At 75.8% G+C, this 13,921-nt stretch carries 11 protein-coding genes; 6 read left to right on the top strand and 5 right to left on the bottom strand.

Annotated elements, in window-relative coordinates; all coding sequences use genetic code 11:
- Positions 1-56: 56 nt before the first annotated feature.
- Positions 57-3,185 (bottom strand): sacsin N-terminal ATP-binding-like domain-containing protein, encoded by a 3,129-nt coding sequence (locus tag IE258_RS21595; protein WP_189745925.1) that lies wholly within the window; start codon positions 3,183-3,185, stop codon positions 57-59.
- A 191-nt stretch (positions 3,186-3,376) separates the two neighbouring features.
- Positions 3,377-4,303: a DUF3027 domain-containing protein gene (locus IE258_RS21590; protein WP_189745923.1), complete on the bottom strand. Its 927-nt coding sequence runs from the start codon at positions 4,301-4,303 to the stop codon at positions 3,377-3,379.
- Between the two features lie 344 nt (positions 4,304-4,647).
- On the opposite strand from IE258_RS21590, the gene IE258_RS21585 reads away from it, so the two are divergent.
- From IE258_RS21585 to IE258_RS21570, 4 genes are read left to right on the top strand one after another with little or no spacing between them, the layout of a single operon-like run.
- The gene (locus IE258_RS21585) at positions 4,648-6,039 is read left to right on the top strand and encodes an MFS transporter (protein ID WP_189745921.1); all 1,392 of its coding nucleotides are present in this window, start codon (positions 4,648-4,650) and stop codon (positions 6,037-6,039) included.
- A 58-nt stretch (positions 6,040-6,097) separates the two neighbouring features.
- Complete coding sequence (locus IE258_RS21580; RefSeq protein ID WP_167308271.1) at positions 6,098-6,607, top strand: DUF2771 domain-containing protein; 510 nt, start codon at positions 6,098-6,100, stop codon at positions 6,605-6,607.
- Positions 6,608-6,622: 15 nt separating this feature from the next.
- Positions 6,623-7,339 (top strand): futalosine hydrolase, encoded by a 717-nt coding sequence (locus IE258_RS21575; protein WP_189745919.1) that lies wholly within the window; start codon positions 6,623-6,625, stop codon positions 7,337-7,339.
- Positions 7,320-8,204 (top strand): 1,4-dihydroxy-6-naphtoate synthase, encoded by an 885-nt coding sequence (locus IE258_RS21570; protein ID WP_373309880.1) that lies wholly within the window; start codon positions 7,320-7,322, stop codon positions 8,202-8,204. The genes IE258_RS21575 and IE258_RS21570 overlap by 20 nt, the downstream gene beginning before the upstream one ends.
- Positions 8,205-8,243: 39 nt before the next feature.
- Here IE258_RS21570 and IE258_RS41915 read toward each other — a convergent pair whose 3' ends face one another.
- Entirely contained in the window at positions 8,244-8,627 is a 384-nt protein-coding gene (locus tag IE258_RS41915; protein ID WP_003974650.1) for a cold-shock protein, read from the bottom strand.
- A 173-nt stretch (positions 8,628-8,800) separates the two neighbouring features.
- Between IE258_RS41915 and IE258_RS21560 the strand changes: the two genes are divergently transcribed.
- Positions 8,801-9,079 (top strand): hypothetical protein, encoded by a 279-nt coding sequence (locus tag IE258_RS21560; RefSeq protein ID WP_159328716.1) that lies wholly within the window; start codon positions 8,801-8,803, stop codon positions 9,077-9,079.
- On the opposite strand, the gene IE258_RS21555 is transcribed toward IE258_RS21560, so the two are convergent.
- Entirely contained in the window at positions 9,028-9,690 is a 663-nt protein-coding gene (locus IE258_RS21555) for an HAD family hydrolase (protein ID WP_189745917.1), read from the bottom strand. The two genes, IE258_RS21560 and IE258_RS21555, sit on opposite strands and share 52 nt — an antisense overlap.
- A 421-nt stretch (positions 9,691-10,111) precedes the next feature.
- Positions 10,112-11,125: a ribonuclease H family protein gene (locus IE258_RS21550; RefSeq protein WP_189745915.1), complete on the bottom strand. Its 1,014-nt coding sequence runs from the start codon at positions 11,123-11,125 to the stop codon at positions 10,112-10,114.
- Positions 11,126-11,275: 150 nt separating this feature from the next.
- Here IE258_RS21550 and IE258_RS21545 point away from each other — a divergent pair, with 150 nt between their 5' ends.
- A complete protein-coding gene (locus IE258_RS21545; protein WP_189745913.1) occupies positions 11,276-13,879 on the top strand; it encodes a helicase-associated domain-containing protein in 2,604 nt (867 codons plus the stop codon).
- The last annotated feature ends 42 nt before the right edge of the window (positions 13,880-13,921 follow it).

Genomic DNA, 13,921 nt, shown 5'->3' with positions numbered 1-13,921 from the left:
AGCCCCGCGCCCCTAAAAAAGGGGCGCGCTGTACTCCCGTTGCTTACCAGGAACTGTCAGTCGAACCAGCGGTCCCGGGCCAACTCCTCCGTGCGGGACTCGTCCTCCAGGAGGGCGGCCACCTCGAAGCGGCGGGGCCACTGGCCCGCTGCCCAGGCGAGGCCGGCGGCCACGCCCTCCAGGGTCGCCGCGTGGAGCGCGCCGTCGTCGGTGAGGCGCCAGTCGATCTCCACGCCGTCGACGACCAGCTCGTCGTGCTCCACGTACGACGCCGGGGTGCGCGCCCCGAGCAGTACCCGCACCGGCTCCGGTACGTCGTGCTCGGAACCCTCGGAGTCGACGCGGCCGGTGACGGACTCGCTCAGTCGCCGTACCTGGAACAGCTCGGCCAGTTCGGCGGCGCGGGCCGGGCGGACCGGCAGCAGCGGCACGCCGGAGGTGAAGGGCAGCAGGTCGGGCGAGTCGACCACGACGGCGTCGGCGGCGTCCACCACGCGCACCTCGCCGTCGACCACGGCCCGCACCTCGTCCGGCAGGGTGACCTGCTCCGGGTCCAGGTCGGCCAGCGCGCCGTAGAGGGCGTGCAGTTGCGCGGCCGTGACGGGGAGGTCGGGGTTGGCGAGGCGGTCCAGGAGTTCGGCCGCGCCGCCGGGCTCGTCGAGGAGGGCGGCGACCGAGGTGCGCACGCCCAGCGCCCGCAGCACCTGCTCGTCCTCGAAGCCGGTCGCGTCGGCCTCCTCGTACAGGCCCCGCAGCAGCGGGTCGCCGCCCGCCGCGCGCAGACCGGCCGGGCGGCGTCCGCCGAGCACCGGGTGCCCGCGCAGCCACCACGCGGTGTACGGCCGTACGACCTCGTGGGTGCCGTCGGGCAGCAGGACGCGCACGGGCTGGACCAGCGCGTCGCGCAGCGGTGGCCGGGACAGCAGGGCGAGGGCCTCGGGCCAGCGGTCGTCGTCCACGAGGTCGAGGTCGCGCACGGCGACGATCTCGGTGGCGACCGGCGGGACGGGGCTGTCCGGGAAGCGGTCGAGGACGTCCTCGCCCCACACGTCCACGGCGTCGAGCAGCCCCGCGTCGTCGGGCTCGGCGAAGTCGCCCTCGCGGGGCTCCAGTTCGTCGGGGTCCAGGACGACGTCGGTGGCGCGGACGAGGGCGAAGGTGACGAGGACACCGCAGGCGGCGAGCGGCTCGGGGCCCCACTTCTCGGCGAGTTCGGCGTCCACGGCGGCGAGTTCGTCCTCGCGCATGACCTGGGCGAACGGGCCTCCGGGGAAGACGAGTTCGCCCGCCGGGGAGAGTTCGCCGTCCTCGTCGGGCAGCGCGAGGGCGCCCAGCCAGGGCTCGTCCCCGGCGTCGAGTCCGGCGTCCCGGACCAGGCCGAGGACGGTGTCGGCCAGTTCCTCGGCGTCGAGGGCGTCCTCCTCCCAGTTGGTGCCGCCCTCGTCGTCCAGGGAGGCGGCGACGGCGGCCCTCACCTGCGGGGTGGTGAGCACGGCGCGCGGGGTGGCCGGGAGAGCGCCGAGCTTCTCCAGGAGCGGGTGGGCGGCGTCCGGGTGGGCGACCTTGAGGCCGAGGCGGGTGAGGACCTCCGGGTCGAGGGAGGCGGCCTCCGGGGACGGCAGCAGCACCTGCCGGGGCCCGATGGTCGTACGGCCGTCGGCCAGCGGCACCGGCAGCCCGGACAGCCGGTCGGGGTCGACCCCGGCGAGGCTGTCGTAGAGGCTGCGCCACCAGGCGGGGGCCTTCTCCAGCCCCGCCAGCCGGTCGACCGCGTCGGTCAGCGGCACCCGGGCCACGCCCAGCGTGCGCAGTTCGGCGCGGCGTTCCAGACCGGCGGGCAGCAGGGTCGGCAGCACCTCGGCCAGCACCCGCACGGTGTCGGCGCCCGCGCCCTCCACCACCTCGGCGTCGCGCGGCCGCAGGGACTCCGGAAGGTCGTCCTCCGCGTCCCGGCCCCCGGAGGGGAGGGCGGGCGGCAGGAAGGAGGTGCGGGGCAGCCGGTCGAGGATCGCCTGCCGCAGCGCGCCGTCCAGTTCGCCGCGGCCCAGGGCGCCGGGCACCAGGTCGATGAGGCCGACGGCGACCGGGCGCCAGTCGGCGAGCAGTCCGGCGTAGGCGTCGGCGGCCCGTTCCGTCAGGAAGTCGGTCAGCGGTCCCGGCGCGGTGTGCCGTCGGGTGGCGTCCAGCGGGAAGGACGCGATGAGCAGGGCGGGCACACCGAGCGGCTCGTCACTGGGGGTGGGCGCGTGGACCACCGGACTGGTGCGGGGGCGGACGGGAGTGCCGTCGGCGTCGACGGGCACCGCCCAGGTGACGGACCAGTGGGGGCGCAGCCGCTCCTCGACGGGCCGGTCGGCGAGGAGGTCGGGGGTGAGCGGACCGTGTGCGGCGGCGGTGCGCCAGCGGGTGACGCCTTCCCGGGAGTCCTCCACGACGGTGAGGGAGTCCTCGGTGCGGCGGGAGAGGGTGCGCACCTCGTCCCCGGTCTCGATCACCACCTCCGCCAGGCCCGGCAGGGCGAGCAGCAGGGCGTCGTCCACGCCGTGCAGGAGCCGTTCGGCGAGGTCGGCGGCGGCCGTGTCGCGCAGCGGCAGGATGACGGCCGTGTCGTAGGGGGCGGGGGCGCTGCCCTCGGCGGGGAACGGCAGCCGCAGCAGCGGGACGTGCCCGTCGCGGCGGCGGATCTCGTCCCCGAGGCCGGGGCTGTGCCGGGCGGTGTCGGCGGCCAGGTCGCGGGCCTCGGCCAGGGACCAGCGCACCCCGCCGTGCCGGCCGACGACGGCGGGCTCGTCGGTGACGGCCAGGACGGCGGCGAAGCCGACCCCGAACCGGCCGACCGAGCCGTCCGCCGCGTCCCGCTTCGCGGAGGCGCGCAGGGTGGACAGCGACTCGACGCCGGTCGCGTCGAGCGGGGCGCCGGTGTTGGCGGCGACGAGGACGCCGTCGCGCAGGGTGAGCCGGAGCCGTCCGGGCACGCCGGAGCGTGCGGCGGCGTCGGCGGCGTTCTGCGCGAGTTCGACGACCAGCCGGTCGCGGTAGCCGCCGAGGACGAGGTCCTCCTCCGCGTTGGCGTCCTCACGGAACCGGGCCGGGCTCGTCGCCCAGGCGTCCAGCACCCCGCGCCGCAGACGTGCCGTGCCGAACGGATCGGCACCCTCGGCGGCAGGCCGTACGAACATGCTCACGGTGACTCTCCTCATCGACGGACCACGAAGGTACCGCCCAACCAGCCCGTCCGATGCTGTGTGGCCCCGGCCGACATCATCCAGCCCGTCCGGCGTTCGAGGACGAGGCCGTCAAGGCCGAAGGGGGGTCCGGGGGCGCAGCCCCCGGGGACGCGAGCCACGACGCACCCGCGCCGAGGAACGCACCCGCGCTACGAGTGCCCCAGCTCCGCCGCCGCCTGGTCCTCGGTCACCGGGACCGACCCGGAGTCCGCGGCGGGCCGCAGCGGGAACGGATCCACCCGCGTCTCGTCGATCACCGGCGGAGCCACCCGCGGCGGCTTCGGCATCACCGCCGCCTCCGAGTGCCCACCGCACCCGTAGGCCAGTGACACGACGTGCCCGTCGGCCGGGGAGAACTCGTTGGCGCACACCCCGAAGGCCTGCCCGAGCGAGCCGCCGATCCGGGCGAGGAAGCCGCAGCTGACGCAGGAGGCGGGGGCCGCCTGGGCCATCGCGGTCTTGGGGCCGTAGCCCTCCTCCCAGCGGTCGGCGGCGACGTGCAGGCCGTACCGGGAGAGCACCCGGGTGCGGCGCAGGCCCAGCTCCTCGGCGACCGCCGAGATCGTGCCGCGGGCCGGGACGGTCGACAGCTCGGCGGGCGGCCCGGCGGTCACCTCGGCGTCCTCGGCCTCGACCAGGTCGGCCATCTCGTGCGAGACGGCGGAGTTCGGCGGCGGCTCGTCCTCGCCGGTCCAGCCGGGCTCGAGGCGCAGGTCGTCCGCGTCGGTGGGCAGCAGGTCGCCGGGGCCCATGTCGCCGGGGCGCAGCCGCTCGCTCCACGGCACCCACTCGGGGGCGAGCAGCGCGTCGGGGCCGGGCAGCAGCACCGCCTCGTCCACCGTGACGATCTTGGCGCGGGAGGCGCGGGCCACCGTCACGGCCCAGCGCCAGCCCCGGTACCCCAGCTCCTTGCAGGCGAAGTAGTGCGTGACGACCCGGTCGCCCTCCGACACCAGGCCCTCGTGCTCGCCGACGACGCCGGGTGCGGCGGCCTCCTCGGCCGCCGCCCGGGCGAGGTCGACGGCCTCGGCGCACAGGCGGTCAGGGGTGCGGCTTCGCGTTGTCGCTGCGCTCACAGGTATCGCTTCTCTCCATACGCCGTCTCACGAGTGCACCGCTGTGTGCGAGGGGCGGACGGAGCGGACCTGTGGACCGCGTCGACGTCCGCGCCCGATCGCGCTCGGGCGCACCTACGTCATCCATTCTGCGGGATGGCCGTACGGCGCGCGGCCGAGAACGTTCGCCACGGCGCGCTACGCACGCTACCTGTTCATGTGCCCTGGGCCTACACCGACGGGAGTTTCGGCGGGGTACGGCCCGGCGCGTCCGGACGGTGTCGGTGCCCGGGTCACCCGACTCGATCACCGCCATACGTGCCGTATGGACGCTACAGGGGCCGCTCTCGGGGCACTATGACGGGGTGGCAGCCGCACGGACTGAGTTCAAGCGCGGGAGCCGGTGGCGCGGTCCCGGCTCCCGGTTCCGTGCGGTCGGCCGGGCGCTGCGCCTGCCGGTGACCGGCACCGCGCGCGGCATCCGCAAGGCGACGCACGCGCACGGCGCGGGCGAGTCGGGCCTCGGCAAGCTGATCGAGCTGCACGGGGTGAACGGCGCCGGGGACGTGATGATCACCGTCGCCCTTGCCTCCACCGTCTTCTTCTCCGTCCCCACCGACGAGGCGCGCGGGCGGGTCGCGCTGTACCTGGCGATCACCATGGCGCCGTTCACGCTCCTCGCGCCGGTGATCGGCCCGCTCCTGGACCGGCTGCCGCACGGCCGCCGCGCGGCGATGGCGTGCGCGATGGCCGCCCGGGCGCTGCTCGCGCTGGTGCTGTCGGCGGCGGTCGTCACCGGCGGCATCGAGCTGTACCCGGCCGCGCTGGGCGTGCTGGTCGCCTCGAAGGCGTACGGGGTGGTCAGGAGCGCGGTGGTGCCGCGGCTGCTGCCGCCCCGGGTCTCCCTGGTGAAGGCGAACTCGCGGGTCACCCTGTGCGGGCTGCTGGCCACCGGCGTGGCCGCGCCGATCGGTGCGGGGCTCCAGCAGGTGGGGCCGCGGTGGCCGCTGTACGGCGCGTTCGTGATCTTCGTGGCGGGCACCGTGCTGTCGTTCACGCTGCCGCGGAAGGTGGACTCCGCGCGCGGCGAGGACCGGGCGCTGCTCGCCGCGGACGAGGAGCACCTGCCGGGGCCGCTGCGGAAGCGGGGCAGGCGTCCGGGGCTGCGCACGGTGGGGCCGGCGGTGACGCACGCGCTGGCCGCGAACGCCGCCATCCGCTGCCTGACCGGCTTCCTGATCTTCTTCCTGGCGTTCCTGCTGCGGGTGCACCCGATGACCGGCCAGAGCGCCGCGGTGTCGCTGGGGATAGTGGGCGTCGCGGCCGGCGCGGGCAACGCGCTGGGCACGGCGGTCGGGGCGTGGCTGCGGTCCCGGGCACCGGAGATCATCATCGTGACGGTGGTGGCGATCGTGCTGGGCGCGGCGGTGGTGTCCGCGGTGTTCTTCAGCGCCTTCCTGGTGGCGTGCCTGGCGGCGGTCGCCGGCTTCGCGCAGGCGCTGGCCAAGCTGTCCCTGGACGCGCTGATCCAGCGGGACGTGCCGGAGCAGGTGCGCACCTCGGCGTTCGCGCGCTCGGAGACGCTGCTCCAGGTCTCCTGGGTGCTCGGCGGCGCGGTCGGCATCGTGCTGCCGCTCAACGGCACGCTGGGCCTGTCGGTGGCCGCCGCGATCATCGCCGCCGGGTGGCTGACGACCGTACGGGGTCTGCTCGACTCGGCCCGGCACGGGGGCCGGACTCGGCCGAGGGTGGCGTGACCACGCCACGCCGTACCCAGGTGGGGGACGGGCCCGGGGCGCCGTATAGCCTTCGACCATGACCACGTTGCCCCGCGGCACCGCCGCTCTCGGACACCGCGTTGTGCGACGCCGCCGCGCCGTCGCCGCCGTAGGCGCCGTGTCCGCCGGACTTCTCCTGCTGTCCGCCTGTGACGAGCCGACCCCGATCGCGACGATCACGGTCGGCAGTGACTCGGTCAGCTCCGAGGCCACCTGCGGCGGAGAGGGCAAGACCCTTTCGGCCGAAGAGATCGACAAGTGCCTGCAGGACAAGGACGCGAAGACCATCACGGTCGACCAGGACGAGACCGTGCGGTTCGGTGTCGACCCGGACGTCGCCGACAAGCACTGGACGATCCTGATGAACGGTCAGCAGCTGGTCGAGGACAGCGACAAGACCTACCGCACCGTGCCGGGCAGCGTGTTCTTCAACGCGCAGTACGGCGCCCAGGGCAACTCGACGAACGTCGCCGTCGCGGCCCGGGACGGCAAGGACGACAGCCAGAACATCACCGGTGTGTGGGTCTTCAAGCTGAAGAAGGACTGACCGCCCACGTCCTCCGTGCACCTCCTCGTGGCCACCGCGGTCCCCGTCGAACGGGACGCGGTGGCTCGGGCGTTCCCGGCGCCGGGCGCCGAGGTGTCTCGTCCGGGCATCGCCCTGCACCGGCTGCCGGACGGCTGGGACCTGCTGGCCGCCGGGGTCGGCCCGGCCCTCGCCGCCGCCTCCACGGCCGCCGCGCTGACCGCCGCGGCCCTCGACGGCACGCCCTACGACCTGGTCGTCTCGGCCGGCATCGGCGGCGGCTTCCCGCCGGACGCGTCCGTCGGCTCGCTCGTGGTCGCCGACGCGATCACCGCGGCCGACCTGGGCGCCGAGACCGCCGACGGCTTCCTGCCGGTCACCGACCTCGGCTTCGGCACCGTCACCCACCTCCCGCCGGCCCCTCTGGTCCGCGCCGTCGCCGAGGCCACCGGGGCCCGGCCCGGCACCGTCCTGACCGGGTCCACCGTCACCGGCACCGCGGCCCGCGCCGCGCTGCTGCGCGAGCGGCACCCGGACGCGCTGGCCGAGGCGATGGAGGGCTTCGGCGTCGCCGAGGCCGCCGCCGCGCACGGCGTGCCGGTGCTGGAACTGCGCGCGGTGTCCAATCCGGTCGGACCGCGCGACCGCGCCGCCTGGCGCATCGGCGAGGCACTCGCGGCACTGACGGACGCCTTCGGGAAGCTCGCCCCCGTCCTCACGAGTTGGAACCCACATGACCGACATGACCGCTGACACCCCAGAGACGCCCGCAACCCCTGAGACCCTGCGGATCGCGTACTCGCCCTGCCCGAACGACACCTTCGTCTTCGACGCCCTGGCCCACGCCCGCGTCCCGGGCGCCCCGGCCCTCGACGTGACCTTCGCGGACATCGACATCACCAACGGCATGGCCGAGCGCGGCGAGTTCGACGTACTGAAGGTGTCGTACGCCGTGCTGCCGTACGTCCTCGACGACTGGGCCCTGCTGCCCTGCGGCGGCGCGCTGGGCCGGGGCTGCGGGCCGCTGGTGCTGACCCGGGAGGCGGACGCCGACCTGCGCGGCCGCACCGTCGCGGTGCCCAGCGAGACCTCCACCGCCTACCTGCTCTTCCGGCTGTGGGCGGCGGACACGGTGCCCGGCGGGGTCGGCGAGATCGTCGTCATGCCGTTCCACGAGATCATGCCGGCCGTGCGGGACGGGAAGGTCGACGCGGGCCTGGTGATCCACGAGGCGCGCTTCACGTACCAGAACTACGGGCTGCACAAGCTCGCCGACATGGGCGAGCACTGGGAGCACACCACCGGGCTGCCGATCCCGCTCGGCGCGATCATCGCGAAGCGCTCGCTGGGCGCGCCGGCGCTGACCCGGCTCGCGGACGCCGTGCGCGCCTCGGTCCGCGCGGCCTGGGACGACCCTGAGGCGTCCCGGCCGTACGTCATGGAGCACGCGCAGGAGATGGACCCGGCCGTCGCCGACCAGCACATCGGGCTGTACGTCAACGAGTTCACCGCCGACCTCGGCGAGGACGGCTACGCGGCGATCCGGGGCCTGCTGACCCGCGCGGCGGCCGAGGGACTCGTACCGGCCCTCGGGCCGGACGCGCTGGCGTTCCCGTAGGACGACGCAGGAACGACGCAGAACGACCGGACGAGGGGGTCAGACGTCGAGCTGGTCCGCGACCGCGCGGAGCAGCCCGGCGATCTTCTTGCCCGCGGTCTTCTCGGGGTAGCGGCCGCGCTCCAGCATCGGCGTGATGTTCTCCAGGAGCGTCGTCAGGTCCTGCACGATGGAGGCCAGCTCGTCCGGCTTCTTGCGCTGCGCGGCCGCGACCGAGGGGGCCGGGTCGAGCAGGGCGAGCGACAGGGCCTGGTCCCCGCGCTGCCCGGCGACGACGCCGAACTCGACGCGCTGTCCCGGCTTCAGGCTCTCGACTCCGGCGGGGAGGACCGAGGAATGGACGAAGACGTCACCGCCGTCGTCGCGGGAGAGAAAGCCGAAGCCCTTCTCGCTGTTGAACCACTTGACCTTGCCGGTAGGCACGTCTGTCCTCGTCCTCGTACTCGTCGGAAACTGCTCGGAAATATGCTCGGAAACGGCTCTTGATAGCACTTGGGCGGGTCGTCCTGACCCGCCGGTACCAAGGCTAATGGTCTTCAGGCCGGTGACAAGACGTCCCCCGGTTGTTCCCCGGGCCTGGGAACTACCCTGGTCGGGTGCGTGAACAAACCCAAATGAATTCCGCCGCGCCCGGTGACCGACTGATCCGCGCCGGTGCGATCGTCTTCTTCGTCGGCACCGTGGCCACTCTGGTCACGGTGGCCCCGCTGCTGCTGGGCACGACGCCGTTTCCCACCTACATGTTCGGACTGAGCATGCTGATGGGGGTGGGCTTCCTGGTCGCCGGTGCCGGGGTGCTCCGGTCGATCGCCGCCGGGCGGCGTCAGGCGCGCGCCGCGTCGAGCCCCTCGGCGTCGCCCTCGCCGTCCCGGTAGGCCGCGAGCCACCCCGGGAAGGCGGTGAGGTCGGCGAGGACCACGTCGGCGCCCGCCGCGCGCAGCTCCCCGGCGTCGCACGGCCCGCTGGCCACGGCCACCGAGCGGGCCCCGGCGGCGCGGGCTCCGCGGACGTCGCCGACGTGGTCGCCGACGTAGACGTCCGCGTCGTGCTCGCGCAGCGCGACGGCCTTCTGCTCGGCCCACAGGCCGCCGATCACGGCGTCCGGCTCGATGCCGAGGTGCGCCAGGTGCAGCTTCGCGTTCGGCTCGTACTTCGCGGTGACGACGATCGCCCGGCCGCCCGCCTCGCGCACGGCGGCGACGGCCTCGCGGGCGCCGGGCAGCGCGAGCGTCGACTCGATCGCGTACACCGGGTAGATCTCCCGGTACAGGTCGGCGACGGCCTCGATCTCCCCGGCCGGGAACCAGTTCGCCAGCTCCTCGGCCAGCGGCGGCCCGAGCCGGGTGACGGCCAGGTCGGCGTCCACGTACGTCCCGGTGCGCGCGCTCAGTTCGAGGTAGCAGGCACGGATGCCGGGCCGCGAGTCGATCAGCGTCATGTCGAGGTCGAAGCCGACGGTGGGCGCGGGACGGGTCGTGGAAGCCATGCCCCCCATTGTGCCGGGCGCCGGACGGGCCCGGCCGGGGCGGGCTCCGTCGGGCGCCGGGCGGTCAGGCGGGGGCCGGGACCCAGGGCGCCGCGTCGTTCGACCCTGGGCCGTTCGCGACCCCAGGGGGCAGTCTCCCGGGGTGCCGTCGCCGGCAGCCCCCGGGTCGTCCGTGCCCCCTGGGGCCGGGACCCAGGGCGCCGCCGCCTTCCGCCCCCGGGTCGTACCGTCGCCCCGGGCGTTCTCGTTTCAGCCCACCGAGTCGGGTGGTGGGTGGGCACAGGCCGGGGGTCCAGGGGGCAGAGCCCTCTGGTGCGGCCACCGTGACGCGCCCCGCCGAGCATCCGGGGCCACGGACTCGGGGAGGGGCGACGGACGTGGCGCGGGCAGTCACGAACGACTCGGCTGCCGAAGGGCCCCGTCAGCCGCGTGGGCGGCGAGACCGCCACAGGAGGTAGAGGGCGGTGGCGACGGCGGCGGTGCGCAGGACCCAGGGCCAGGTGTCGGTGATCGCGTCGTTCATGTGGCCCTCGGCGACCGGGTCGCCCCAGCGGCCCTCGGTGCGGCCCCAGAGCCAGACCACGCCCGCGGCGGCGACCGTGCCGGGCAGGCCCAGGACGGCCCACTTCGACTGGGCCGGGGTCAGCCGGCGGGAGATGTAGGCGATCAGCCAGCCGAGGCCAAGGGGGACGAGGCTGCCGAGCACGGCGCCGACGATCAGGAGGGCCGCGGCGAGCAGCAGGAGCGGGTTGTTCCAGCCGCCCTCGGGCCACAGGCGGGGCAGGCGGCGAACCTTGCCCCGCCCCCCTGTCCCGGCCGCCGGGTCGTCGGCCTCCGCCAGGGCCGCGGCGTCCGGCGTCTTCTCGGTGGGGGTGTCCGGCCGCTCCGCCTCGTCCTGCGGGCCCGGCGGTCGCCTGAGCAGCTCCGGGATCTCGACGCCGCCGACGAACCCGGGCACGCTGTCGCCGAGGCCCCCGCCGGCGAAGGGGCCGTCGTCGACGCGCCACCAGTCCGGCCGGCCCTCGCCCACGTCGCCCAGTTCCCGCGCGCCCGCCAGGTGGGGCGGCAGGGCGGCCTCGGGCGCGGCCGGGGCCTCGGGCGTGGGGCGCCGCCGGCCCTTGCGCCGCGGGGTGTCGCGGGCCTCGGTGTCCCGCTGCTCGGGCACGGCGGTGGGCGACGGCGCCGCGGCCTGCTGCCGTACGCCGCCGGTGCCGCCCGCCGCGGTGACGATGTCGTCGGGATCGCCGAGCCGGTCCAGGATGCGGCGCACCGCGGCGGGGCTGTCCACGGTGGTCTTCGCCCGGTGCCGGTCGATCTCGTTGCGCAGCTCCGACACCAGGCGCATCCGGGTGGCCGACGGCAGCTGCCGCTGCTGGGCCACGTCGCCGACGCGGCTCAGATACTCGAAGACGACCTGGTCGCTCTCGATCCCCACGTTCCCCTCCGGGGCGGTGCGTTGCGGTACTCCGTCGTGCCCTGTCGTACCCCGTCGGACGAAGGTACCGAATCCTCCCCGCCCGGCCGACGGCACCGCACCGTCGCACGCACACCTCCGCCGTCCGACCCACCCGCTAACGTGGACCGGATGAGCACCGAGGAGAAGTCCGCGGCCCCCCGGTCCCTCGCGGAGGCGCTCCGCGTCAGGGACGACGTCTCGCTGGCCGCCCTCCTGCGCAGTCGCCCCGACCTCATCACCCCCGTGCCGACCGACCTCACCCAGCTCGCCACCCGCGCCGGTACCCGCGCCTCCGTGGTGCGGGCGCTGGAGCGTCTCGACCGGTTCGCGCTGCAGACGGCCGAGGCGCTGGCCGTGGCGCCGGACCCGGCGTCGTACGGCGAACTGCTCGGTCTGATGGCCGGTGACGAGGAGGACCCGGCCGTCGCCGCCGCGCTGCCCCGGGCCGCCGCCCTGCTGCGCGAACAGGCACTGGTGTGGGGCGCCGACGACCGGCTGCGGCTGGTGCGCACCGCCCGCGAGCTGCTCGCGCCCTCCCCGCAGCACCCGTCCCCGACGGGGCTCGGCCCGACCGTGCGGGAGGCGACGGCGGGCATGTCCCCGGGCCGGATCCAGGAGATCCTCGCCGCCGTCGGCCTGCGCTCCACCCACGACTCGGTCTCCGCCGTGTCCGCGCTCGGCGCCCTGTTCGCCGACCGACGGCGGATGGCCGCGCTCCTGGCCGGGCTGCCCGCGGAGTCCCGGGAGGTGCTGGACCGGCTGGTGTGGGGGCCGCCGTACGGCCAGGTCACCCACGACCCCGCCGCCCACCTGCGCGCGCTCCTGGACCGCGGCCTGCTGCTGCCGACCGCGCCCGGCACGGTCGTGCTGCCCCGCGAGGTCGCCCTGCACCTGCGCGCGGGCCGGGCGCACCGCGCGCCCGAGCCGGTGCCGCCGCCGGTGGAGGCGGCCGCCACGCACCGTCCACAGGTTGTGGACGCCACCGCGGCCGGGCAGGCCCTGGCGGCGCTGGCGACCGTCGACGAGCTGCTGAAGGAGTGGGACGAGGGCGGCCCGTCGGTGCTGCGGGCCGGCGGTCTGAGCGTGCGCGACCTGAAGCGGACCGCCGTCGCCCTGGACGTGCCCGAGCCGGTCGCCGCCTTCTGGGTCGAACTGGCCTACGGCGCCGGCCTGATCGCCTCCGACGGGGAGGCCGACGAGCGGTACGCGGCGACCCCGGCGTACGACGAGTGGCGCGAGCTGCCGCCCGCCGAGCGCTGGGCGCGGCTCGCGGGGACGTGGCTGACGGCCACCCGGACGCCGGGCGTGGTCGGCGGGCGGGACGCGAAGGACCGCACGCTCTCGGCGCTGGGCCCGAACCTGGACCGCTCGGCGGCGCCGGAGGTGCGGCACCGGGTGCTGGCCCTGCTGGCGGGGCTGCCCGAGGGTGCCTCGCCCGTCGCGGAGTCGGTGCTGGCCCGGCTGCGCTGGGAGCGCCCGCTGCGCGGCCCGCAGCAGCAGCGGGAGACCGGGACCGGTGCGGCTCGGGACGACGACCTGCGCAGCCGGATCGCCCGGTGGACGCTGTCCGAGGCCGAGCTGCTGGGCGTCACCGGGCGCGGCGCCCTCGCGGCACCGGGGCGGGCCCTGATCGGCGCGCCCGAGGCACCCCGTCCGGCGACGGCGGACGACACGGGGGAACCCGAGGGTCCGGGCGACAAGCTCCCCGTCCACCACCACCGCACGCCCCCGGTGACCGCTCCCCCGAGCCCCGCCGAACGGGCCGCGGCCACCGCGACCGCCGCCCGGCTGCTCGCCCCGCTCTTCCCCGAACCGCTGGACCACGTGCTGCTCCAGGCCGACCTGACGGCGGTGGCGCCGGGGCCGCTGGAGCAGGAGCTGGCCGACGTGCTGGGGGTGCTCGCGGACGTGGAGTCCAAGGGCGGGGCGACGGTCTACCGGTTCACGCCGGGTTCGGTGCGCCGTGCGCTGGACGCCGGGCAGAGCGCCGCCGACCTGCACGCGTTCCTCGCCCGGCACTCCCGTACGCCGGTGCCGCAGCCCCTGACGTACCTGATCGACGACGTGGCCCGGCGGCACGGGCGGCTGCGGGTCGGCGCGGCCTCGGCGTACGTGCGCTGCGACGACGACGCGACGCTGGACGAGATCCTCGCCGACAAGCGGGCCGCCGGTCTGGGCCTGCGCCGTCTCGCGCCCACCGTGCTGGCCGCGCAGGCCGACCCGGCGGCGCTGCTCGAAGGGCTGCGCGCGATCGGGTTCGCGCCGGCCGCCGAGTCCGCCGCGGGCGACGTGCTGATCGCCCGCGCGGACTCCCACCGCACCCCGCCCCGGGCCGCTCCCGAGCCGGTCCCGGACGGTCCGCCGGCGCCCGACGACACGCTCCTGACGGCGGCGATCCGGGCCGTGCGCGCCGGTGATCTCGCTTCCACGACTCCGCGCAAGCCGGGCCCCGCCGGCGAGGACGGCGGCGGCGAGGACGGGACGCCGGGCGGCACGCTGCCCCGCACGGGCGCGGCCGAGACGCTGGCCACGATGCAGGCGGCGGTCCTGACCGGCGAGGCGCTGTGGATCGGCTACGTGAACGCCGAGGGCGCCGCCAGCCAGCGCGTGATCGCGCCGATCCGGGTCGAGGGCGGCTTCGTCACGGCGTACGACCACACGGCGGACGAGGTGCGCACCTACCCGCTGCACCGGGTCACGGGTGTGGCCGAGCTGGCCGACGACGCGGGCTGATCCGGACCGGCTCCCGTGTGCGACGCGGGGCGCACTTTCGGG

This window comes from Streptomyces tendae (genome assembly GCF_014650435.1).
In the GTDB taxonomy this organism is placed as follows: Bacteria; Actinomycetota; Actinomycetes; order Streptomycetales; family Streptomycetaceae; genus Streptomyces; species Streptomyces tendae.
This window is presented reverse-complemented; position numbering and strand designations above follow the sequence as displayed.

Coding starts and splice junctions, on each gene's coding strand:
- IE258_RS21545 (WP_189745913.1), top strand. CDS start 11,276: ATGAGCACCGAGGAGAAGTCCGCGGCCCCCCGGTCCCTCGCGGAGGCG.
- IE258_RS21555 (WP_189745917.1), bottom strand. CDS start 9,690: ATGGCTTCCACGACCCGTCCCGCGCCCACCGTCGGCTTCGACCTCGAC.
- IE258_RS21570 (WP_373309880.1), top strand. CDS start 7,320: ATGACCGACATGACCGCTGACACCCCAGAGACGCCCGCAACCCCTGAG.
- IE258_RS21580 (WP_167308271.1), top strand. CDS start 6,098: ATGACCACGTTGCCCCGCGGCACCGCCGCTCTCGGACACCGCGTTGTG.